Annotated in this window: 19 protein-coding genes; 13 read left to right on the top strand and 6 right to left on the bottom strand. The window is 59.5% G+C overall.

Going from position 1 to position 21,046, the window contains the following annotated elements; translation table 11 throughout:
• Positions 1-28: 28 nt before the first annotated feature.
• Together ACYZTY_RS20670 and ACYZTY_RS20665 are read left to right on the top strand one after the other, a co-directional pair.
• Complete coding sequence (locus ACYZTY_RS20670) at positions 29-1,270, top strand: glutamine synthetase family protein (RefSeq protein WP_461959366.1); 1,242 nt, start codon at positions 29-31, stop codon at positions 1,268-1,270.
• A gap of 70 nt (positions 1,271-1,340) precedes the next feature.
• Positions 1,341-2,711, top strand: a complete 1,371-nt coding sequence (locus tag ACYZTY_RS20665) for an MFS transporter (protein WP_461955259.1) — start codon at positions 1,341-1,343, stop codon at positions 2,709-2,711.
• A 63-nt stretch (positions 2,712-2,774) separates the two neighbouring features.
• Here ACYZTY_RS20665 and ACYZTY_RS20660 read toward each other — a convergent pair whose 3' ends face one another.
• The 4 genes from ACYZTY_RS20660 to flgA all read right to left on the bottom strand — a co-directional run bounded on the left by ACYZTY_RS20660 (position 2,775) and on the right by flgA (position 5,382).
• Positions 2,775-3,518 carry a flagellar brake protein gene (locus ACYZTY_RS20660; protein ID WP_461955258.1) on the bottom strand — a complete coding sequence of 248 codons (744 nt, stop codon included), beginning with the start codon at positions 3,516-3,518 and terminating at the stop codon, positions 2,775-2,777.
• 93 nt (positions 3,519-3,611) lie between these two features.
• Positions 3,612-4,079, bottom strand: coding sequence for a flagella synthesis protein FlgN (locus ACYZTY_RS20655; protein WP_461955257.1), 468 nt, complete (start codon positions 4,077-4,079; stop codon positions 3,612-3,614).
• A gap of 48 nt (positions 4,080-4,127) precedes the next feature.
• Complete coding sequence (gene flgM, locus ACYZTY_RS20650) at positions 4,128-4,454, bottom strand: flagellar biosynthesis anti-sigma factor FlgM (protein WP_109633993.1); 327 nt, start codon at positions 4,452-4,454, stop codon at positions 4,128-4,130.
• A gap of 166 nt (positions 4,455-4,620) precedes the next feature.
• A complete protein-coding gene (gene flgA, locus ACYZTY_RS20645; protein WP_461955256.1) occupies positions 4,621-5,382 on the bottom strand; it encodes a flagellar basal body P-ring formation chaperone FlgA in 762 nt (253 codons plus the stop codon).
• A gap of 82 nt (positions 5,383-5,464) precedes the next feature.
• Between flgA and ACYZTY_RS20640 the strand changes: the two genes are divergently transcribed.
• The 6 genes from ACYZTY_RS20640 (at position 5,465) to flgE (ending at position 10,589) form a co-directional block, all read left to right on the top strand.
• The gene (locus tag ACYZTY_RS20640) at positions 5,465-6,397 is read left to right on the top strand and encodes a chemotaxis protein CheV (RefSeq protein ID WP_461955255.1); all 933 of its coding nucleotides are present in this window, start codon (positions 5,465-5,467) and stop codon (positions 6,395-6,397) included.
• A gap of 46 nt (positions 6,398-6,443) precedes the next feature.
• Entirely contained in the window at positions 6,444-7,271 is an 828-nt protein-coding gene (gene cheR, locus ACYZTY_RS20635) for a protein-glutamate O-methyltransferase CheR (RefSeq protein WP_010457158.1), read from the top strand.
• Positions 7,272-7,651: 380 nt separating this feature from the next.
• Entirely contained in the window at positions 7,652-8,059 is a 408-nt protein-coding gene (flgB, locus tag ACYZTY_RS20630; protein ID WP_109633987.1) for a flagellar basal body rod protein FlgB, read from the top strand.
• A gap of 3 nt (positions 8,060-8,062) precedes the next feature.
• A complete protein-coding gene (flgC, locus tag ACYZTY_RS20625) occupies positions 8,063-8,506 on the top strand; it encodes a flagellar basal body rod protein FlgC (RefSeq protein ID WP_010457154.1) in 444 nt (147 codons plus the stop codon).
• Positions 8,507-8,521: 15 nt separating this feature from the next.
• The gene (gene flgD, locus ACYZTY_RS20620; protein WP_461955254.1) at positions 8,522-9,244 is read left to right on the top strand and encodes a flagellar hook assembly protein FlgD; all 723 of its coding nucleotides are present in this window, start codon (positions 8,522-8,524) and stop codon (positions 9,242-9,244) included.
• A gap of 31 nt (positions 9,245-9,275) precedes the next feature.
• Positions 9,276-10,589, top strand: a complete 1,314-nt coding sequence (gene flgE, locus ACYZTY_RS20615; protein ID WP_461955253.1) for a flagellar hook protein FlgE — start codon at positions 9,276-9,278, stop codon at positions 10,587-10,589.
• A gap of 294 nt (positions 10,590-10,883) precedes the next feature.
• Here flgE and ACYZTY_RS20610 read toward each other — a convergent pair whose 3' ends face one another.
• Entirely contained in the window at positions 10,884-13,778 is a 2,895-nt protein-coding gene (locus ACYZTY_RS20610; RefSeq protein ID WP_461955252.1) for a ribonucleoside-diphosphate reductase subunit alpha, read from the bottom strand.
• A gap of 740 nt (positions 13,779-14,518) precedes the next feature.
• Here ACYZTY_RS20610 and ACYZTY_RS20605 point away from each other — a divergent pair.
• Together ACYZTY_RS20605 and ACYZTY_RS20600 are read left to right on the top strand one after the other, a co-directional pair.
• Positions 14,519-15,232: a response regulator gene (locus ACYZTY_RS20605; RefSeq protein WP_461955251.1), complete on the top strand. Its 714-nt coding sequence runs from the start codon at positions 14,519-14,521 to the stop codon at positions 15,230-15,232.
• Positions 15,229-16,839 carry an ATP-binding protein gene (locus ACYZTY_RS20600; protein ID WP_461955250.1) on the top strand — a complete coding sequence of 537 codons (1,611 nt, stop codon included), beginning with the start codon at positions 15,229-15,231 and terminating at the stop codon, positions 16,837-16,839. Before ACYZTY_RS20605 ends, ACYZTY_RS20600 begins: the two co-directional genes overlap by 4 nt.
• Positions 16,840-16,971: 132 nt before the next feature.
• Here ACYZTY_RS20600 and ACYZTY_RS20595 read toward each other — a convergent pair whose 3' ends face one another.
• Positions 16,972-17,697, bottom strand: a complete 726-nt coding sequence (locus ACYZTY_RS20595) for a 4'-phosphopantetheinyl transferase family protein (RefSeq protein ID WP_461955249.1) — start codon at positions 17,695-17,697, stop codon at positions 16,972-16,974.
• Positions 17,698-17,924: 227 nt separating this feature from the next.
• Between ACYZTY_RS20595 and ACYZTY_RS20590 the strand changes: the two genes are divergently transcribed.
• The 3 genes from ACYZTY_RS20590 to ACYZTY_RS20580 all read left to right on the top strand — a co-directional run bounded on the left by ACYZTY_RS20590 (position 17,925) and on the right by ACYZTY_RS20580 (position 20,730).
• Positions 17,925-18,527, top strand: coding sequence for a hypothetical protein (locus ACYZTY_RS20590; RefSeq protein WP_461955248.1), 603 nt, complete (start codon positions 17,925-17,927; stop codon positions 18,525-18,527).
• A gap of 182 nt (positions 18,528-18,709) precedes the next feature.
• Positions 18,710-19,387 carry a response regulator gene (locus tag ACYZTY_RS20585; RefSeq protein ID WP_461955247.1) on the top strand — a complete coding sequence of 226 codons (678 nt, stop codon included), beginning with the start codon at positions 18,710-18,712 and terminating at the stop codon, positions 19,385-19,387.
• Positions 19,384-20,730: an ATP-binding protein gene (locus ACYZTY_RS20580; protein WP_461955246.1), complete on the top strand. Its 1,347-nt coding sequence runs from the start codon at positions 19,384-19,386 to the stop codon at positions 20,728-20,730. Before ACYZTY_RS20585 ends, ACYZTY_RS20580 begins: the two co-directional genes overlap by 4 nt.
• The last annotated feature ends 316 nt before the right edge of the window (positions 20,731-21,046 follow it).

Here is a 21,046-nt window from a genome sequence, read left to right as displayed (position 1 = left end):
TTTGAACGGCGTGCCTCGCGGCAAAGTAATGACCGCCGAGGGGTTTCTCGAGGGACGGCGTTTGCAGATGGCGCGGGGTGTGCTGCTGCAATGCATCATGGGCGGATATCCGCCAGCACGTTTTTACGGCAGCGATGATGGCGACCTGGCGCTGGTGCCTGACCCTGCGCACATCCACCGCTTGCCCTGGAGCCAACAACCGCGGGCATTGGCCATTTGCGACGCCGATGAACTGACCGGCGAGAGCTCGAAGTTGTCGACCCGTGGTCAACTCAAGGCGGTCATCGCGCGTTACGCGGCCCTGGGCCTGGCGCCGGTGGTGGCGACCGAGCTGGAATTCTTCGTGTTCGCGGCCAATCCCGATCCGACGCAGCCGTTCCAGCCACCGCTGGGCCTGGATGGTCGGCGCGAGGAAGGTCATTCGGCGTTCAGTATCAGTTCCAATAACGGCTTGCGGCCGTTCTTCACTGAAGTCTATGCCTGCATGGCGGCGCTGGGCTTGCCCCGTGACACCTTCATGCACGAGATGGGCGTCAGCCAGTTCGAGATCAACTTGCTGCACGGTGATCCCTTGCTGCTGGCCGACCAGACCTTACTGTTCAAGCATCTGCTCAAAGAAGTCGCGCTCAAGCACGGCCTGACTGTGGTGTGCATGGCCAAGCCGCTGGCGCACACGCCCGGCAGTTCGATGCACATTCACCAGAGCATCGTCGAGATCGGCAGCGGGCGGAACGTGTTCAGTGACGAGGCCGGTCAGCCGACGGCGACCTTCCGGTATTTCATTGGTGGACAGCAGGCCGGCATGGCGGATTTCACCGCGCTGTTTGCGCCGAACGTGAATTCCTATCAGCGCTTGTGCCATCCGTTTGCCTCGCCGAATAATGCTTGCTGGTCCCACGACAACCGTGCCGCCGGATTGCGCATTCCGGCCAGTTCGCCGGCCGCTCGTCGGGTCGAGAACCGCTTGCCGGGAGCTGATGCAAATCCGTATCTGGCGATCGCCGCCAGCCTTGCCGCCGGTTTGCATGGCATCGAAAACCAACTGGAGCCGAGCGAGGCGATTCAGGGTGAGTTTGAAGTCCCGGATAATCTTTCGTTGCCGTGTACCTTGCATGCCGCTCTTGAGCGTCTGAAACGTAGCCAATTGGCGAAGGAACTGTTTGGCAAGGAGTTCATCGAAGGCTACGTCGCTTCGAAGACCATGGAGTTGACCAGCTTCTTTGATGAAATTACTCCCTGGGAGCGCCGTGTCCTGGCAGCCCAGGCCTGACGACCCGTCGTCTTCGGGCTATCTTTTCGGATAGCCCGTTTCTCACCGCAAGGAGCCGCTCGGAACGCCGATGCGCCAAATCTGGAAACCTTTTCGAGCGCTTTATTTTGCCTCGCTGATGATGTTGATCGGCTCAGGCTTGCTGAGTACGTACCTGGGCTTGCGCCTGGCGGCGGATAACGTCGACAGCTTGTGGGTTGGTGCGTTGATGGCGGCCAACTATTTCGGCCTGGTGCTGGGCGGCAAGATCGGTCACCGACTGATCGCCCGAGTCGGGCATATTCGTGCTTATTCAGCCTGCGCCGGGATTGTTGGCGCGGCAGTGCTGGGCCATGGCCTGGTCGACTGGCTGCCGGCGTGGATATTCCTGCGGGTGATCGTCGGCCTCGGCATGATGTGCCAGTACATGGTCATCGAAAGCTGGCTCAATGAGCAGGCCGAAGCGTCGCAGCGCGGCACGGTGTTCAGCGGCTACATGATCGCCTCGTACCTGGGGTTGGTACTCGGTCAGTTGATTCTGGTCATGCACCCGGCCCTGGGCCTGGAACTGCTGATGCTGGTAGCCTTGTGCTTCGCGCTGTGCCTGGTGCCAGTGGCCCTGACCAGGCGGATTCACCCGGCACCGCTGCATCCCGCACCAATGGAACCTCGGTTCTTCATCAAGCGTGTACCGCAGTCGCTGAGTACGGTGCTGGGCGCGGGGCTGATCATTGGTTCCTTCTACGGCCTGGCGCCGCTGTATGCCTCGCAGCAAGGATTATCCACCGAGCAGGTCGGTCTGTTCATGGGTAGCTGCATTTTTGCCGGGCTGCTGGTGCAGTGGCCGTTGGGCTGGTTGTCCGACCGTTATGACCGGGCGTTGTTGATCCGCTGTTTTGCGGTGGTCCTGGCCCTCACCGCGTTGCCGCTGGCAATCATGCAACAGGTGCCGCTGGAGGTTTTGTTTATCGCCGGGTTCTTCTGTTCGCTGGTGATGTTCTGCCTGTATCCGCTGGCAGTGGCGTTCTCCAATGACCATGTCGAAGGCGATCGTCGTGTGTCCCTGACTGCGATGTTGCTGGTGACCTACGGCGTGGGCGCCAGTATCGGGCCGTTGGTGGCCGGGGTCCTGATGAAGCTGTTTGGCAGCCACATGCTGTATGCCTTCTTCAGTTTCTTCGCGTTGGTGCTGGTGTGGCGGATCCGCCCGAAAGCGGTCACCAACCTGCATCAGGTCGACGATGCACCGCTGCATCACGTGGCCATGCCGGACAGCATGTCGAGTTCGCCACTGGTGGCGTGCCTTGACCCGCGGGTCGATGAGCAAGTGGTGCAGGATCAGATGCAGAACCCGATCAACCCAGAACCTGCGCCTGAACCCGAGCAGGACCCCGACACCGATCCACCGCCAGAAGACCCGGATGCGGGTCGCGAGCAAAGTTTTACCGAAGCCAGGCCTTAAGCTGGGGCATAAAAAAACGGGCAGTCACCGCAAGGGACTGCCCGTTTTTGTTGAAGCGTTGTATCAGATGTCGTCTTTGTCGAAGCGGCGCGCTTCACGCTGAAGCTGATAGACGAACCGTTCGACCTGGCGCTGCACCAGTCCGCTCATGTTGTGAAAGCGGATGCCGGCGAAGGTGGTGGAGATTCTTTCTTCGAAATGCAGGTAACGCAATTCCACCGGCGCGGTCATGCTGCCGAAGGGCAGGTCGGCAATAAAGCGGTCGTAGACCTGACCCAGTTGCAGCCGGGGGGTGATGTCACCTTCAAAGCGCAGCTTGCAGCCAGTGGCGGAAATGTCGAGCAGCTTGCCTCTGATCGGGAACTTGAGCTTTTCGCCGCCCAGTTCGACATCGACCAGTTGCGCCAGCTTCAACGCAGCCCGGAAGGCATTGCGGCGCTGGTGGTAGACCACTTCATCGGGGAGGGTGCCACGGTAGCAGCGATCACCGGATTCATCGATGGTCAGCGGACCGTTGCTTTCCCACGCAATGCGCACGCCGTCGTGGAAGCCTTCAACGCGAAATGGTTCGCCGGCCAGCAGATAACGTTCGCCGTCGCGAGGCACCATTTCGTCCAGTGCAATGCTGTTGCCGTCACGATCGACGTCCACCAGATAGCTCTGGAAGCGCTGGCTGCGTTCGTGGAACGTGATGATCAGCGGGTCATGGCTCTCTTGCAGCTGCCGCAGGTTACCGGCGATCTCCATCGGCGTGGATAGCACCTTCGGTGGCTGCGGAGCATCTTCCGCGTTTAAGGCATTGAACACGGTTCATCATTCTCCAGACAAAATATGACTGCGACTTGCCAGCATACTGCCAGCATGTGAGGCGTCTTGATAGAGCGTGCTCATTTACAGGGCTCAAGCCTGACTAAGCGGGCGCGGCTTCGCTAGCATGGCGGTTGATCCGCGGGCATCGTAAAGCGCTGGCGGTTCGCCGCCGGTGAGGATTTTCAGCTGATTGGCCGTGGCGGCCTGCTGGACCAGGATCGACTGGCCGTTATTGACGTTGGCCGCCTGGCATTGAGCCAGGAGATCGGTCAGTTTATCGCTCTGTTCCAGCAATTGATCGCCGATGCTCGACTGGCTGGCAAGTTGCTCCAGGCCGTTGCGATTGGTCGGCAGATTCAGGCTGGCGAGGACTTCACTGCGCTTGCGGCCATGCTGTTCCAGCAGAATGATCATTGCCTGTTTCTGCGCCAGAATATCCTCGAGCAGCGGCATGTCGCGACCGTGCAAAGCGATGGATTCGGTTTGCAGTAACTCCAGCAAGTATTGCGCTGGAGCAAAATCGTCGGTGATCAGTTGCAGTAAATTAGTGTCGTGCATGGCTGGCCTTGGGGTTTAAGCGTCCAAAAGCCTGGCGCAGGCCGTGGCCTAGCGCTGGGCTTCGAAGTTGAGCAGTTTGCTGGCTACACGGTTGCTGTCGACTTTATAGCTGCCATCGGCAATCGCTGCTTTCAACTCGGCCACACGGGCGTTGTCGACGGCAGGCTGATCGCGCAGCTTGTCAGTGACCTTCTGCAACTGTTGAGCCTCATTGCTGAGGTGTACCGATTCCCCGCTTTTGGCGGTACTGGCCTGTTCGGCCGGGGTATTCAGCGGCGCGGATTTGCCGGTTTCGGCAGTTTCCTTCGCGGTGCTGGTACGCGTACTACCGGTAAGTGACGAGGAGCTGTTCAAACGGCTGAAATCGATGACCATGATAAAAAACCTCTGGGTATTTGGACGCTTGCCATGTTTTCGGCTCTCCCTGCGAAAACTTTAGGCCCATTTATCAATGAGCTTGCATGCGCCAGCGCGAGTCCTGCCTGCGGCACAGTTTAGGGAACCGCCGGGCGGTGCGCCATCTCTTCACCAACAGATCGCTCTACATGGCCACTTCCACCTGGCCGGGCGCTGTGACTTGCGCCTTGATGACCCGCTGGGAGTTGAGGTTTTTCACCCGAATCTGTTCACGCAGGCCGCCGTTGGACAGGGCTTCGCCCGGCATGCGCACACTGAGCGTACCACTGCGGGCGGTAATCACCACCTGATCGCCCTTGCTGATGACTTCCGCCTGTTCGAGATGAACCAGCGTCAGGACCTGATTGGCGACCGTTGGTCGGGTAAGTTTCTGTCCGACGGCCTGATCCATGGAAGTGAAATAACCCTGGTTGATCAGGCTGATATCCCGCTCGCGCAACATGACGTCGCCGGGCTCGATGACCCCTGCGCGTTTAAGCGGACGCGTGGTCGTGACAACCTCTCGAAACAGCCGGACTTGAGCGGGTACGAAGACCGTCCAAGGGGACGTACTGTCGCAGCGGACCTTGACCGTTACCCGCCCGATCGGGGTCGCCGGGCTCTCGAGGGTGGCTGTCAATTCCTTGTCGCACATGGGCATGCGCAGTCGCGGATCGAGCTGGTTGACCTCGATTTCGTAGCGCCCCTCCGTTTGACTGGTAGCCAAATAGTCTTCTACGGTGAATTCAAGAAAGCCCTGAGTGACGCCGATAAGCATGTCAGGCAAGGTAACCGCGTCAGCAAGGGCAGGGCTGCCAGCGTTGAACAGGCAAACGGCCGACATCGCGCAAAGCAATTTGCGGGAAGTTGATGTCAGGCGTCGGAAAAATGTCGGTTCTGTGTTCATAAGAGTTAAAAAGCAAGCGCCGTGCCGTTTAGCAATGAATGTGCGTCGCAACACACTTAAGCGTTGGTGTAGGAGTCTGTGCATGGCTGGTGTAATGGATGCGGTAAACCAGCGCACGCAACTGGTTGGGCAGAATCGCCTTGAGCTGTTGTTGTTCCGTCTCGACGGCCAGCAGCTGTATGGGATCAACGTGTTCAAGGTTCGGGAAGTGCTGCAATGCCCCAAACTGACCGTGATGCCCAAGTCCAGTCCTGTCGTGTGCGGTGTGGCAAATATCCGGGGGGCGACCATTCCGATTCTTGATCTGGCAATGGCGACCGGCTCCGGCGCACTTAAAGATCAGAGCAATCCCTTCGTGATCATCACGGAGTACAACACCAAGACCCAGGGTTTCCTGGTGCGATCGGTAGAGCGCATCGTCAACATGAACTGGGAGGAGATTCATCCGCCACCCAAGGGCACGGGACGCGATCATTACCTGACGGCTGTGACTCGGGTCGACAATCAGTTAGTCGAAATCATCGACGTCGAGAAAGTGCTGGCGGAAGTGGCGCCGACACCGGAAGCGATTTCGGTGGGTGTGGTGGATGTCGAAACCCAGCACAAGGCGCTGTCCCTGAAAGTATTGACGGTCGACGACTCGTCAGTGGCGCGCAAGCAAGTAACGCGTTGCCTGCAGACGGTCGGCGTCGAAGTGGTGGCGTTGAACGACGGCAAGCAAGCGCTGGATTACTTGCGCAAGCTGGTCGATGAAGGCAAGAAGCCGGAAGAAGAGTTCCTGATGATGATTTCCGACATCGAGATGCCGGAAATGGACGGGTACACCCTGACGGCCGAGATCCGCAACGACCCGCGCATGCAAAAGCTTCATATCATCCTGCATACTTCGTTGTCGGGTGTATTCAATCAGGCGATGGTCAAGAAAGTCGGCGCGGATGACTTCCTTGCCAAATTCCGTCCTGATGACCTGGCATCCCGGGTAGTCGACCGGATCAAAGCAGCAGATATCAGCTAGGGGCCTTCTGCCCCTAACAGTTAACACGATTTAAGAGGCGGCATCTTTGTCTACGGGTAATTTGGATTTCGAACAGTTCCGGGTATTCCTGGAAAAAGCCTGTGGCATTTTGCTCGGTGAAAACAAGCAGTACTTGGTCTCGAGCCGTCTCAACAAACTGATGGAGCAGCAAGGTATCAAGTCCCTGGGTGAGCTGGTCCAGCGCATCCAGACCCAGCCGCGCAGCGGTTTGCGCGAGATGGTGGTGGATGCCATGACCACCAACGAAACCCTGTGGTTTCGTGATACCTATCCGTTTGAAGTCTTGAAGAACAAGGTGCTGCCCGAGGCGATCAAGGCTGCCCCTGGTCAGCGTTTGCGGATCTGGTCGGCGGCGTGCTCGTCGGGTCAGGAACCGTATTCGCTGTCGATGTCCATCGATGAGTTCGAACGCGTCAACATGGGCCAGCTGAAAATGGGGGCGCAGATTGTGGCCACCGACCTGTCCGGCACCATGCTGACCAACTGCAAGACCGGCGAGTACGACAGCCTGGCCATCGGCCGTGGTCTGTCGCCCGAGCGCCTTCAGCGTTATTTCGACCCGAAAGGGCCGGGACGCTGGGCCATCAAGGCGCCGATCAAGAGTCGCGTGGAGTTCCGCTCGTTCAACTTGCTGGACAGCTACGCGGCCCTGGGCAAGTTCGACATCGTGTTCTGCCGCAACGTGCTGATCTACTTCTCCGCCGAGGTGAAGAAAGACATCCTCTTGCGCATTCACAGCACGCTCAAGCCGGGTGGTTATCTGTTCCTCGGCGCCTCCGAAGCGCTGAACGGTTTGCCGGATCACTACCAGATGGTCCAGTGCAGCCCAGGGATCATTTACCAGGCGAAGTGATTTGTTGGCGTCATCAAAAAAACGGGAGCCCTCATCGGCTCCCGTTTTTTTATGCCTGATGATTTCCCAATCCACCACCGATTCCCTGTAGGAGTGAGCCGGCTCCGGGCGGCGTTCCGACGATAGCGGTGGGACTGTTTGCATTGATGTCGACTGACACGACGCCATCGCGAGCAGGCTCGCTCCTACAAGGGGAGGAGGTGTTCGTTGGAGGGCGATAAGCGGCAGAAAAGCGGCAGACGGCGGAAATCGGTTGCCGCTTTTCTGGCATTGCCGCCTTGCCACTGCCGGCAAAGCCCCGGTTTACGGGCTTTTTTGAATTGGCACGCCGCTTGCTATACCTCTGTTACGAAAAATCAGGTCACCCGAAGGTTTCCGACATGAGCATCAGCTTCGATAAAGCGCTCGGTATCCACGAACAAGCCCTGGGCTTCCGCGCGCAGCGTGCCGAAGTCCTGGCCAACAACATCGCCAACGCCGATACCCCGAACTACAAGGCTCGGGACCTGGAATTCTCCAAGGTGCTTGCCGCACAGAACGAGAAATCCAAGGGCGGCACTTTTGCCTTGAACATGACCAACAACCGTCATATCGAGGCCGAAGGCCTGGGCAATGGCGACGAGTCGCTGATGTATCGCACGCCGATGCAGCCGTCGATCGACCAGAACACTGTGGACGCCCAACTGGAACAGTCGAACTACGCGGAAAACGCCGTCGGCTTCCAGGCCAGCTTCACCCTGCTCAACAGCAAATTCAAAGGGCTGGTATCAGCCCTGCGCGGAGAGTAATTCATGTCTCTATCCAGTGTTTTCAACATTGCCGGTAGCGGCATGAGTGCCCAGACCACGCGCTTGAACACCGTGGCCTCGAACATCGCCAACGCCGAAACCGTCTCGTCGAGCATCGACCAGACCTATCGCGCCCGTCACCCGGTGTTCGCCACCATGTTCCAGGGCGGCCAGAGCGGCGGCAGCGATTCGCTGTTCCAGAACCAGGACGCCGCCGGTCAAGGCGTGCAAGTGCTGGGCGTGGTCGAAGACCAGAGCAACCTTGACGCACGTTACGAGCCGAACCATCCGGCCGCCGATGCCAAGGGCTACGTCTACTACCCGAACGTCAACGTCGTCGAAGAAATGGCCGACATGATTTCCGCCAGTCGTTCGTTCCAGACCAACGCCGAAATGATGAACACCGCCAAAACCATGATGCAGAAGGTCCTGACCCTCGGTCAGTGATAAGGGGCGACTCAGATGAGTGTTACCGATACCACTAGCGGCTTGAGCATCAAGGACGTCTTGGCCAATTCTTCGGTCAAGACCAACACCAGCGCTGACGGTCTGACGGCGGCGACTAACAGCGCCGCCGGCAAGAAGGCGTTGGGCAAGGATGCGTTCCTGCAATTGCTGGTCACCCAGCTGAAAAACCAGAACCCGCTCGAGCCGCAGGACAATGGTGAGTTCGTGGCTCAGCTGGCACAGTTCAGTAGCCTGGAAGGCATCACCACGCTGAACGAGACGGTCAGCGGCATTGCCGGCAACTACAACTCCTCGCAAGCGCTGCAAGCGTCTTCGCTGGTGGGTCGTTCGGTGGTCGCGCAGACCGACACGGCGGTGGTCGATACCTCGAAGAGTTTCAACGGCACGGCCGTGGTACCGGCATCGGTGGATCCGGTCACGGTCAAGATCACCGACGCCGATGGCAAAGTTGTCCGCACCATCGACCTGGGCAGCCAGAAAGCCGGCAACGCCAGTTTCATCTGGGACGGCAAGAACGATGCGGGCGTAGTGGCCAAGGCAGGCACGTACAAATTCGCTGCCACCGCGACTTACGACAGCAAGGCGACCTCGCTGGTTACTTACCTGCCGGCAACCGTCAACAGTGTGACCATCAGCCAGACCGGCGGTGAGTTGATGCTGAACCTGGCAGGCCTGGGCAGCGTTGCCCTGTCCAAAGTACAAACCATTGGTATATAGAGCCGACTAACACGGCACAAGGGAGTGGAATATGTCTTTCAATATCGGCCTTAGCGGTCTCTATGCAGCCAACAAACAACTGGACGTGACCGGCAACAACATCGCCAACGTCGCGACCACCGGTTTCAAATCGTCCCGTGCAGAATTCGAAGACGTGTACTCGGCCACTCGCCTGGGTACCGGCAGCAAGACCATCGGTAACGGCGTGCGTCTGGCCAACGTTTCCCAGCAGTTCGGCCAGGGCGACGTGAACAACACCGGCAACGTGCTGGACATGGGTATCCAGGGCAACGGTTTCTTCATCCTCAGCGACAACGGTTCCTTGAGCTACACCCGTGCCGGTGCGTTCAAGACTGACGCTGAAAACTACGTGATCGACAACAACGGCAACCGTCTGCAAGGTTACGGCGTTGATGACAACGGCAAGATCATCAATGGCGTGCTGACCGACCTGAAAATCGACACATCGAGCCTGTCGCCAAAGGCGACCACTCGCGTCGACCAAACCATGAACCTGAACTCCTCGGAAACCCTTCCGACCGTTACGCCGTTCAACCCGGCCGAGCCATTGAGCTATAACAAGCCAATCTCCACACCGATCTACGATAGCCAGGGTAACCAGCACACTCTGGATCAGTATTACGTAAAAACCGGTACTAACGCTTGGACCATACACTCCTATGTGGACGGTCGTTCGCCTTCCAACCCGGCCACCGAGCCACCGGTGCCAGTGACTGCCACCGTGACCTTCAACTCTGACGGTACCGTCAACACCATGACCGGCAGTGCCGGTTTTGCTGTGACCGGCAAAACCTTCAGGCTGACTGGCTGGGTGCCAGGCGTGGTAACCAATGCCAGCGTGACACCGAAAGTCTGGGGTCCTAACGGTTCGGTTCCGGCCACCGGTGGCCTGACCTTCGACATGACCAAAACCACCTCGTTCAACTCTGCGACTGCCCGTACCCAGCAGTATCAGGACGGCTACGCCACTGGCCAGATCTCCAGCCTGACCATCGACGAAAGCGGTGTGATGACCGCCAACTTCAGCAACCAGCAAACCAAGGCCATCGGCCAGGTAGCGGTCGCCAGCTTCGCCAACGAGCAAGGTCTGCAGCCTATCGGTGGTACCCGCTGGAAAGAAACCTTCGCGTCCGGCGTGGCCGGCGTCGATGCACCGAAAACCGGTACGCTGGGTGCGGTGGTGTCCAACTCCCTGGAAGAGTCCAACGTCAACCTGACCAACGAACTGGTCGAGTTGATCAAGGCGCAGAGCAACTACCAGGCGAATGCCAAGACCATCTCCACCCAGAGCACCATCATGCAGACCATCATTCAGATGACCTGATGCTGGATAGCGCTGCATAAAGAAGCCCCTCGTGAGAGGGGTTTTTTTTATGGCCGGGATTTTGTCAGGGCTTGAGGTTAGGGTTGTCTGTGCCGGCCCCTTCGCGGGCAAGCCTCGCTCCTACGGGGTATGCGTCGTCCAGATGATGAGCGCGATCCTGTAGGAGCGAGGCTTGCCCGCGAAGGCGTCAGACCGGCCACCACTTTCTTGGAGGCAAAAGAAAACCCCCGACCAATCCAGAGGACTGATCGGGGGTTATTCAGGCAAGCACCTCGCGGCGCCTACCGGCTCAGCTTATTGGCAAGCTTCGCAATCCGGCTCGTCGATGGCGCAAGCTTTCGGCACTGGAGCAGGGCCGGCAGGGGCTGCCAGGACCGAATCTTCACCGTGGTTGCCGCCGCTGGAAACAGCGTTCAGCTTGCCGGTGTTGATGGTCGACTTCTCGGTGCTGGTCGCGGCCAGAGCACGGAGGTAGTAAGTGGTTTTCAGACCACGGTACCAGGCCATGCGGTAGGTCACGTCCAGCTTCTTGCCCGATGCGCCAGCGATGTACAGGTTCAGCGACTGAGCCTGGTCGATCCACTTCTGACGACGGCTGGCCGCGTCGACGATCCACTTGGTGTCCACTTCGAAGGCCGTCGCGTAGAGCTCTTTGAGTTCTTGCGGGATGCGCTCGATCTGTTGCACCGAACCGTCGTAGTACTTCAGGTCGTTGATCATGACCGAGTCCCACAGACCGCGAGCCTTCAGGTCGCGAACCAGGTACGGGTTGATCACGGTGAATTCGCCCGACAGGTTCGATTTCACGTAGAGGTTCTGGTAGGTCGGTTCGATCGACTGCGAGACGCCAGTGATGTTGGCGATGGTCGCGGTCGGTGCGATGGCCATGATGTTGGAGTTACGAATGCCTTTCTGCACACGGGCACGAACCGGTGCCCAGTCCAGGGATTCGTTCAGGTCAACGTCGATGTACTTCTGGCCACGCTGTTCGATCAGGATCTGTTGCGAATCCAGCGGCAGGATGCCTTTGGACCACAGCGAACCCTGGAACGTCTCGTAGGCGCCGCGTTCGTCGGCCAGGTCGCAGGAAGCCTGGATCGCGTAGTAGCTGACCGCTTCCATCGACTTGTCGGCGAACTCGACGGCAGCGTCGGAACCGTAAGGGATGTGCTGCAGGTACAAAGCGTCCTGGAAGCCCATGATGCCCAGACCGACCGGACGGTGCTTGAAGTTGGAGTTCTTCGCTTGTGGCACCGAGTAGTAGTTGATGTCGATCACGTTATCGAGCATGCGAACAGCGGTGTTCACGGTGCGTTCCAGCTTGGCGGTGTCCAGCTTGCCGTTGACGATGTGGTTCGGCAGGTTGATCGAGCCCAGGTTGCAAACGGCGATCTCGTCCTTGTTGGTGTTCAAGGTGATCTCGGTGCACAGGTTCGAGCTGTGGACCACGCCCACGTGCTGCTGCGGGCTGCGCAGGTTGCACGGGTCTTTGAAGGTCAGCCATGGGTGGCCGGTTTCAAACAGCATGGACAGCATTTTGCGCCACAGGTCTTTGGCCTGGATGGTCTTGAACAGCTTGATCTTGCCCGGGTACTCGGACAGGGCTTCGTAGTACTCGTAACGCTCTTCGAAGGCCTTGCCGGTCAGGTCGTGCAGGTCCGGTACTTCGGACGGCGAGAACAGGGTCCACTTGCCGTCATCGAAGACGCGCTTCATGAACAGGTCAGGGATCCAGTTGGCGGTGTTCATGTCGTGGGTACGACGACGATCATCACCGGTGTTCTTGCGCAGTTCGATGAACTCCTCGATGTCCATGTGCCAGGTTTCCAGGTAGGCACAGACAGCGCCTTTGCGCTTGCCACCCTGGTTAACGGCGACGGCGGTGTCGTTCACTACTTTCAGGAACGGAACAACGCCCTGTGATTTGCCATTGGTGCCCTTGATGTACGAACCCAGCGCACGAACCGGCGTCCAGTCGTTGCCCAGGCCGCCAGCAAATTTCGACAACATGGCGTTGTCGTGGATCGCGTGGTAGATGCCCGACAGGTCATCCGGCACGGTGGTCAGGTAGCAGCTGGACAGCTGTGGACGCAGGGTGCCGGCGTTGAACAGGGTCGGAGTCGACGACATGTAGTCGAAGGACGACAGCAGGTTGTAGAACTCGATCGCACGGTCTTCTTTCTGCTTTTCTTCGATCGCCAGGCCCATGGCCACGCGCATGAAGAAAATCTGTGGCAGTTCGAAGCGGACACCATCCTTGTGGATGAAGTAACGGTCGTACAGGGTTTGCAGGCCCAGGTAGGTGAACTGCTGATCGCGCTCGTGGTTGATTGCCTTGCCGAGTTTTTCCAGGTCAAAGGTGGCCAGGATCGGGTTGAGCAATTCGAATTCGATACCCTTGGCGATGTACGACGGCAGGGCCTTGGCGTACAGGTCGACCATTTCGTGGTGAGTGGCGCTTTCAGCGACTTCGAGGAAGCTCAGGCCTTCGGCACGCAGGGTGTCCATCAGCAGGCGGGCGGTCACGAACGAGTAGTTCGGCTCACGCTCGACCAGGGTACGGGCGGTCATCACCAGGGCGGTGTTGACGTCGGTCAGTGCCACGCCGTCGTACAGGTTTTTCAGGGTTTCGCGCTGGATCAGGTCGCCGTCGACTTCTTCCAGGCCTTCGCACGCTTCGGTGACGATGGTGTTCAGGCGACCCATGTCCAGAGGAGCAAAGGTGCCATCGGCGCGGGTGATGCGGATCGACGGGTGAGCGTTGACTGCTTCTTCGGCCGGTGCGTGGGCAGCGCGTTCTTTCGAACGACCGTCACGGTAGATCACGTAGTCGCGCGCAACTTTCTGCTCGCCGGCACGCATCAGGGCCAGTTCAACCTGGTCCTGGATTTCTTCGATGTGGATGGTGCCGCCCGAAGGCATGCGACGCTTGAAGGTCGCGGTGACTTGTTCGGTCAGGCGGGCAACGGTGTCATGGATTCGCGACGAAGCGGCAGCGGTGCCGCCCTCAACTGCGAGAAACGCTTTGGTGATCGCGACGGTGATTTTGTCGTCGGTGTAAGGAACGACAGTGCCGTTACGCTTGATCACGCGCAGTTGGCCAGGCGCGGTGGCGGACAGATCCGAAGTCGAATCAGCGGCCTGCGGCAAGGTGCCCTGCGGGTTCTCGCGAGTTGTGTCGGTTTGCATGGGGGGTTGTCTCCACATTCTCTATGTTTGTTTGGGCACCATCACGGTGCCCACCGTTCCGTCCTGAAGCACTACAACCGGCGGGGGGGCCGGGCATACCAACTTCGGGACAGATCAGGAAGGGGGCTGTTGGGCGCCGCTTCCATGCCGAAGTCTTTGGTGTCACGCCTTGGGCCTGAAACCGAATTCCGTTTTGGGTGGCAGTAATTGACTGCAACACCCGTACCGTTATCGCCGTTTCGGGCTCAAAAACAGTAGCCATCCGCACGCGCGGTTTGGTCTTTCGAAAATACGTTTGGTTCAACCGGAAAGAGGCAATAAAAGCGCTTGAAATCGGTATCCGGTTTGTGTTTGGTTTTTGGCGTAAAACCCTACATGTAGGGTTTTTTTCGCGCCGAGGTACAAGATAATGCGTTTTGGAGGGTGTTGCAACGTACTACCTGTGGATAAACCTGTGCGTAAATTGTGTGTGAAACAGGGAACAGGCGTGTAGGCCGCGACCTAGCTGGAGCGGACCGTTTTCCACTGATTTTCAGCGATTGAAAACAGTCATTCGGATTTTTAAGGGCGCGAACCCTATCACAAAAAACCGGGTTGTCCGAACGCATTTGCCGGCTTGTGTTCTCGGCGTTCGGCGTTTATACAATCGGCCAGTGTGTATGCTTTCTTATCCTCCCCAATCATTACAAAAAGACGGGTGGATCCTTCCTTATTCGTGTTGTTGGCAAGCAGAGGTCACCGTGGAGCAAGAAGCCTGGCAGGTATTGATTGTGGAGGACGACCAGCGGCTGGCCGAACTGACCCGCGATTACCTGGAAGCCAATGGCCTGCGCGTATCGATCGAGGGCAATGGTGCCCTGGCCGCGGCTCGCATCATTAATGAAAAACCGGACCTGGTGATCCTCGACCTGATGCTGCCGGGCGAAGATGGCCTGAGCATCTGCCGCAAGGTCCGCGACAAGTATGACGGCCCGATCCTGATGCTCACCGCCCGCACCGACGACACGGATCAGATTCTTGGCCTCGACCTGGGCGCCGACGATTACGTGTGCAAACCCGTGCGTCCACGCCTCCTGCTGGCGCGCATCCAGGCGTTGTTGCGCCGCAGCGAATCCCCCGAAGTGGCCCCGGAAAAACAACGGCGCCTGCAATTCGGTCCGCTGGTGGTGGACAACGCATTGCGCGAGGCCTGGCTGAATGACAACGGCATCGAGCTGACCAGCGCCGAATTTGATCTGCTGTGGCTGCTGGTGGCCAACGCCGGGCGCATCCTGTCCCGGGAAGAGATTTTCACCGCGCTGCGCGGCATCGGCTATGACGGCCAGGACCGCTCCATCGACGTGCGCATCTCGCGCATCCGCCCGAAAATTGGCGACGACCCGGATCATCCGCGACTGATCAAAACCATCCGCAGCAAAGGGTATCTGTTCGTTCCGGAAGCCTGCACCCTGTGAACTCAATCTTCCTGCGCATCTACGGCGGCATGTGCGCGGCGCTGATTCTGGTCGCGGTGCTCGGCGTGCTGGCGTTGCACTTGCTCAACCAGGTGCGCAGCGAGCAATACCGCGAACGCCTGGCCCACGGCACTTTTTCGCTGATGGCCGACAACCTGCAGCCAATGAACGAAACCGAACGCCACCGAGCCTTGCTGGTGTGGGAGCGTTTGCTCGGGATTCCGCTGGCGCTGAAGACCTTTGCCCAGACCGACCTCGACCTGACGCAGCGCACCCGCGTGCTACGCGGCCAGGCGCTGGTGGAGCAGACCGGCCCGCACGCGGCAAGGGTTTATCGCTTGGTCAGTGACAAGGAGCAGCTTGTTCTCACGGGCGAGGTGCAGCAGATCAGCGAGCAACTGGCGCGAGCGACCATTTACCTGCTGGCCGACGAACTGGTGCGCGTGCCGGTGGCCGACCAGCCCAAGCGCCTGGCGCAATTGAAACAAGACAAGGGCTTTGGTTTCGACTTGCGGCTGGTCACCGTCGAGCAGGCGGACATGGACGAAGACCAGAGTCGCCGGATCTCCGAAGGCGACACGGTGATGGCGCTGGGCAAGGGCGGCGACTCGATCCGGGTATTCGCCGGTATGGTCGGCACGCCCTGGGTCCTGGAAATCGGCCCGCTGTATCAGATGAATCCGTATCCGCCTGAGTGGCTGGTGCTGATCGCGGCACTCGGTCTGAGCCTGATCGGTTTGATCGTCTATCTATTAGTGCGACAACTTGAACGCCGCTTGCGTGGCCTTGAAGCCGCTGCTACGCGCATCGCCAAGGGAAGCCTGGAAACCCGTGTGCCGGCACGCGGCGCGGACTCAGTGGGGCGACTGGCCGCGGCGTTCAACGGCATGGCCGAGCACTTGCAGCAGTTGCTGGCGATCCAGCGCGAACTGGTGCGCGCGGTATCCCACGAGTTGCGCACCCCGGTGGCGCGCCTGCGTTTTGGCCTGGAGATGATCGGCTCGGCCACCACGCCGCAGGCTCTGGAGAAATACCGCGAAGGCATGGACCACGACATCGAGGACCTCGACAAGCTGGTGGACGAGATGCTGACCTATGCGCGCCTGGAGCAGGGCTCGCCCGCGCTGAATTTCCAGCGGATCGATCTGGATGCGTTAGTCAATCAGGTGATCGAAGAGCTGGCACCGCTGCGCGCCGACGTCACGGTGCAGCGCGGGTTGTGTCTGTCAGCGGCCGATTGCGATGACGCATGGGTCGAGGCCGAGCCGCGCTATTTACACCGGGCGATCCAGAACCTGGTGAGCAATGCCATGCGCCATGCCTCGTCGCGGGTGACCGTCAGTTATCAGGTGGGGCAGCAGCGTTGCCGGGTGGACATCGAAGATGACGGGCCGGGCGTGCCGGAGTCGGCGTGGGAGAAAATCTTCACGCCGTTCCTGCGTCTTGACGACAGCCGCACCCGGGCGTCTGGCGGGCATGGGTTGGGGTTGTCGATCGTGCGACGGATCATCCATTGGCATGACGGGCGGGCGTTGATCAGCAGGAGCAAGAGTCTGGGCGGGGCGTGCTTCAGCCTGAGTTGGCCGAGGAATCAGGAGAAGCGGTGAAATGTGTGGTGAATGTTCCATCGCCTTCGCGGGCAAGTCGGATCGCCGCACCGCTCGCTCCTACAGGGTTCGCGTAGTTTTCTGTAGGAGCGAGGCTTGCCCGCGAAGAGGCCCGAACCGACACTAAAGATCTCAGGCCTTGATACTGACCAGACTCAACAACTGCCCATCCACCACCCCAAACTGCGCCTCCAGCTCTGTGCCATTGCGCCATTCGCTGGACAGATCAGTCAGCAATCGCAACCGCACTTCACCCGCCTCGCTCCATTCCAGCACTTCAGCATGTTCAAAATAAAACCGCTGCTGAACAATCGGATACAGCGCCTTGAACAGACTTTCCTTCACCGAAAACGTCAGCGTCACCAGCATCGCCACCTGATCGCGAGGGCCCGCGGCCATGCGCTGCGACTCTTGCGGGGTAAGGATTTCCCCGGCCAGGCGCTCGGCCCGTTCAGGGTTGAGCAGGTTTTCCAGGTCCATCCCCAAACCACGCCAATCGGCTTTCTTCGCCACAATCGCCGCGGCCCGGCCGGTGCTGTGGGTGATGGAGCCGCTGATATGCGCAGGCCACACCGGCGCCCGGTCTTCACCGATGGCCGGGGTAAAACTCAGCCCTTCCAACTGCTGCAACGCCGCCCGGGCGCAGACCCGGCCGGCCAGAAACTCGGCCTGACGCTTGGCGACCGAACGCTGGATGCTCGCTGGCGGCTCGATGGCGCTGCGCTGGAAATCATCGCTGGCCAGTTGCGAGGTATCAAAGTGAGTGCTCAACAGCACCGTGCCGGGCAGCACAAACGGCAGCGGCCAATGGGCATCGAGCGGGGTGCAGCAGACGGGTAGGGCGGGGGCGGGATTCATGACGGGCATTTTGCCGGGTTGCTCTCGGGCTGGGTAGTAGCAACCGCTTTTGTGGCGAGGGAGCTTGCTCCCGCTCGGCTGCGCAGCAGTCGTAAGCCAAAGTCATCAAAACAGTCGAGTCGATTTGATTCAGCTCAGGTTCAGAGTGCGTTCAGGGGGAGTTCAGGGCGGGGTGGGTAACCTTGCCCCGTACCCAAAAAGCAAATAGCGCATGAGGAAATTCCCCAATGACTAACTTCAAAAAACTGCTTCTGGCTTTCACTGTCCTGGGCGCTAGCACCGCTGCGTTCGCCTCCGACGACAATTTCGCCAGCCTTACGCTTGGACAAACCAGCGACAAGATCAAAAAGTCCCACGCCCTGAACGACAATCTCAACAGCCCGAACGCCGACGGCGTGATCGGCAAGGACACCACCTGGGGTGTGCGTCTGGGCCAGCAAAACAGCCAGGGCCGTTACTACGCCACTTACGACAACGTGTCGGGCTCGCACAATGGCATTAAACTGCGTCAGGAAAACCTGTTGGGCAGCTACGATCTGTTCTACCCGGTGGGCGGCAGCACCAAATTGTTCGGCGGTGCCACGGCCGGCCTGACCAAAATGACTCAGGAGTCCCCAGGTTTCAGCCGCGACAGCAACATCGGTTATGCCGTCGGCGGCCAGGTTGGCGTGTTGCAGCAAGTGTCGCAAAACACCTCGGTCGAGATGGGTTACCGTTACCTGCGCAGCAACGCCAGCACCGAGATGAGCGAGCGCGGTGGCAGCAAACAGGGTTCGCTGGACCTGACCAGCAGCGCCCAGACGTACCTGTCGGCGAACTACGCTTTCTGATAAGTAATGCCTGTCAGATAGGCGCAATCCCTGTAGGAGCGAGCCTGCTCGCGATGCGGTCAGCACATTCGACATTGATGTCGACTGACACACCGCTATCGCGAGCAGGCTCACTCCTACAGGTTCCGCGAGCTGACTGAGAACTATGCTGCTGGAGATAACGATTTGCCTAGGAGAGCGTTATGAAACTGCTGGTCGTCGAAGATGAAGCGCTGTTGCGCCATCACCTGCAAACCCGCCTGACGGACAGCGGCCACGTGGTCGAGTCCGTGGCCAACGCCGAAGAGGCGCTGTACCAGACCGAGCAGTTCAACCACGACCTGGCGGTGATCGACCTTGGCCTGCCGGGCATGAGCGGGCTCGACCTGATCCGCCAACTGCGCTCGGGCGGCAAGACCTTCCCGATCCTGATCCTCACCGCGCGCGGCAACTGGCAGGACAAGGTCGAAGGCCTCGCCGCCGGTGCCGATGATTACGTGGTCAAGCCATTCCAGTTCGAGGAGCTCGACGCGCGCCTGAATGCTTTGCTGCGCCGCTCCAGCGGATTCACCCAGTCGACCATCGTCGCCGGGCCGCTGCTGCTCGACCTCAACCGCAAACAGGCCTCCCTGGATGAACAACCGCTGGCGCTGACCGCGTACGAGTACCGAATCCTCGAGTACCTGATGCGGCATCATCAGCAAGTGGTGGCCAAGGACCGCTTGATGGAACAGCTCTACCCGGACGACGACGAGCGCGATCCGAACGTCATCGAAGTGCTGGTCGGGCGTTTGCGCCGCAAACTCGAAGGCCCGTCCGGTTTCAAACCAATCGATACCGTGCGTGGCCTCGGCTACCTGTTCAATGAGCGCTGCACTTGATTCGTTCTCTTCGTGTCCGGTTGATGCTCGCCGCCACGATCCTGGCGGTGCTGTTCATGCTGGCGTTGCTGCCAGCGATGCAGGGCGCGTTCAGCCTGGCGTTGCAGGATTCCATCGAGCAGCGCCTGGCATCGGATGTCACCACGTTGATCTCCGCCGCACGGGTGGAAAACAACTCCCTGCAAATGCCGGCGCAGTTGCCCGATGAGCGCTTCAACCTGACTGACAGTCGCTTGCTCGGCTACATCTATGACCGCGAAGGTCACCTGGTGTGGCGCTCGAAGGCCACCCGCGAAGAGAAGATCAACTACAAACCGCGTTACGACGGACGCGGCAACGAATTTGCGCGTATTCGCGAGGCCGACGGTCAGGAATTCTTCGTCTATGACGTCGAAGTCAAACTGCTCGGCGGCAAAAGCGCGGCGTTCAGCATCGTTGCCCTGCAACCGGTGCGCGAATACGAAGTCACCCTCGAAGGCCTGCGCGAAAACCTCTACCTCGGTTTCGGCGCCGCGTTGCTGGTGCTGCTGGCGCTGCTGTGGATCGGCCTGACCTGGGGCTTGCAGGCCTTGCGCCGACTCAGTCAGGAACTCGACGAAATCGAAAGCGGCGCCCGCGAAAGCCTCAGCGAACAACACCCACGCGAACTGCTGCGCCTGACCGGCTCCCTCAACCGCTTGCTGCACAGCGAACGCGAACAGCGCAGCCGCTACCGTGATTCCCTCGACGACCTGGCCCACAGCCTGAAAACCCCGCTGACCGTGCTGCAAGGCGTCAGCGAAGACATGGCCCAACGCCCGGAAAACCGCGATCAGGCCTGGATGCTGCAAACCCAGATCGAACGCATGAGCCAGCAGATCGGCTATCAACTGCAGCGCGCCAGCCTGCGCAAAAGCGGACTGGTACGCCACCAGGTGCGCCTGCGTCCGGTGTTGCAAAGCCTGTGCGACACACTGGACAAGGTCTACCGCGACAAACGCGTGCGCGTCGCTTTCGACCTGCCGGATCAGTGCTACGTGCCGATCGAACAAGGCGCGCTACTGGAAATGATGGGCAACCTGCTGGAAAACGCCTATCGCCTGTGCCTGAGCGAAGTGCGCATCAGCGTGCGCGAAACCCTGAGCGGGGTTGAGTTGTGCGTGGAAGATGACGGGCCGGGCGTGCCGCCGGACCAGCGTGCTCGGATTCTGCAAAGGGGCGAGCGGCTGGATCGACAGCATCCGGGGCAGGGGATTGGGCTGGCGGTGGTGAAGGACATTATCGAGAGCTACAGCGCGAAGCTGACGCTGGGGGATTCGTCGATGGGCGGCGCGGCGTTCCGGATTCATTTCCCGGTGGTTTGATGGTGTTTTTACGGGCCTCATCGCGAGCAGGCTCGCTCCCACAGGGGTTCTCCTGTGTAGTCAGATTTTGCGAGCGACGCAGATTCAAATGTGGGAGTGAGCCTGCTCGCGATGAGGCCCGCCCATACAACGCAAATCCCACAGAATCTCAGCAGTAAACAGCGCTGTTTAAAACACATCTCCAGACACTCACTCAGGCTACACCTCCTTGCGCCGTTACCTACGACTACGCCAGAATTCGCCGGCTTGTGCGCCTGGGGCGTGGGCTCTATCGTTTCCGGGTCGCTGACGAATCAGCGATCGGGTTTAGCAGCCC

The organism is Pseudomonas sp. LB1P83, assembly GCF_054897885.1.
This window is presented reverse-complemented; position numbering and strand designations above follow the sequence as displayed.

What these genes read in the sequence shown, in the direction of transcription:
- flgM (WP_109633993.1), bottom strand. Translation starts at nt 4,454, where the DNA reads ATGGTCATCGATTTCAGCCGTTTGAACAGCTCCTCGTCACTTACCGGT.
- flgB (WP_109633987.1), top strand. Translation starts at nt 7,652, where the DNA reads ATGAGCATCAGCTTCGATAAAGCGCTCGGTATCCACGAACAAGCCCTG.
- flgE (WP_461955253.1), top strand. Translation starts at nt 9,276, where the DNA reads ATGTCTTTCAATATCGGCCTTAGCGGTCTCTATGCAGCCAACAAACAA.
- ACYZTY_RS20590 (WP_461955248.1), top strand. Translation starts at nt 17,925, where the DNA reads ATGACTAACTTCAAAAAACTGCTTCTGGCTTTCACTGTCCTGGGCGCT.
- flgC (WP_010457154.1), top strand. Translation starts at nt 8,063, where the DNA reads ATGTCTCTATCCAGTGTTTTCAACATTGCCGGTAGCGGCATGAGTGCC.
- ACYZTY_RS20655 (WP_461955257.1), bottom strand. Translation starts at nt 4,079, where the DNA reads ATGCACGACACTAATTTACTGCAACTGATCACCGACGATTTTGCTCCA.
- flgA (WP_461955256.1), bottom strand. Translation starts at nt 5,382, where the DNA reads ATGAACACAGAACCGACATTTTTCCGACGCCTGACATCAACTTCCCGC.
- ACYZTY_RS20595 (WP_461955249.1), bottom strand. Translation starts at nt 17,697, where the DNA reads ATGAATCCCGCCCCCGCCCTACCCGTCTGCTGCACCCCGCTCGATGCC.
- ACYZTY_RS20670 (WP_461959366.1), top strand. Translation starts at nt 29, where the DNA reads ATGACCGCCGAGGGGTTTCTCGAGGGACGGCGTTTGCAGATGGCGCGG.
- ACYZTY_RS20640 (WP_461955255.1), top strand. Translation starts at nt 5,465, where the DNA reads ATGGCTGGTGTAATGGATGCGGTAAACCAGCGCACGCAACTGGTTGGG.
- flgD (WP_461955254.1), top strand. Translation starts at nt 8,522, where the DNA reads ATGAGTGTTACCGATACCACTAGCGGCTTGAGCATCAAGGACGTCTTG.
- ACYZTY_RS20610 (WP_461955252.1), bottom strand. Translation starts at nt 13,778, where the DNA reads ATGCAAACCGACACAACTCGCGAGAACCCGCAGGGCACCTTGCCGCAG.
- ACYZTY_RS20585 (WP_461955247.1), top strand. Translation starts at nt 18,710, where the DNA reads ATGAAACTGCTGGTCGTCGAAGATGAAGCGCTGTTGCGCCATCACCTG.
- ACYZTY_RS20665 (WP_461955259.1), top strand. Translation starts at nt 1,341, where the DNA reads ATGCGCCAAATCTGGAAACCTTTTCGAGCGCTTTATTTTGCCTCGCTG.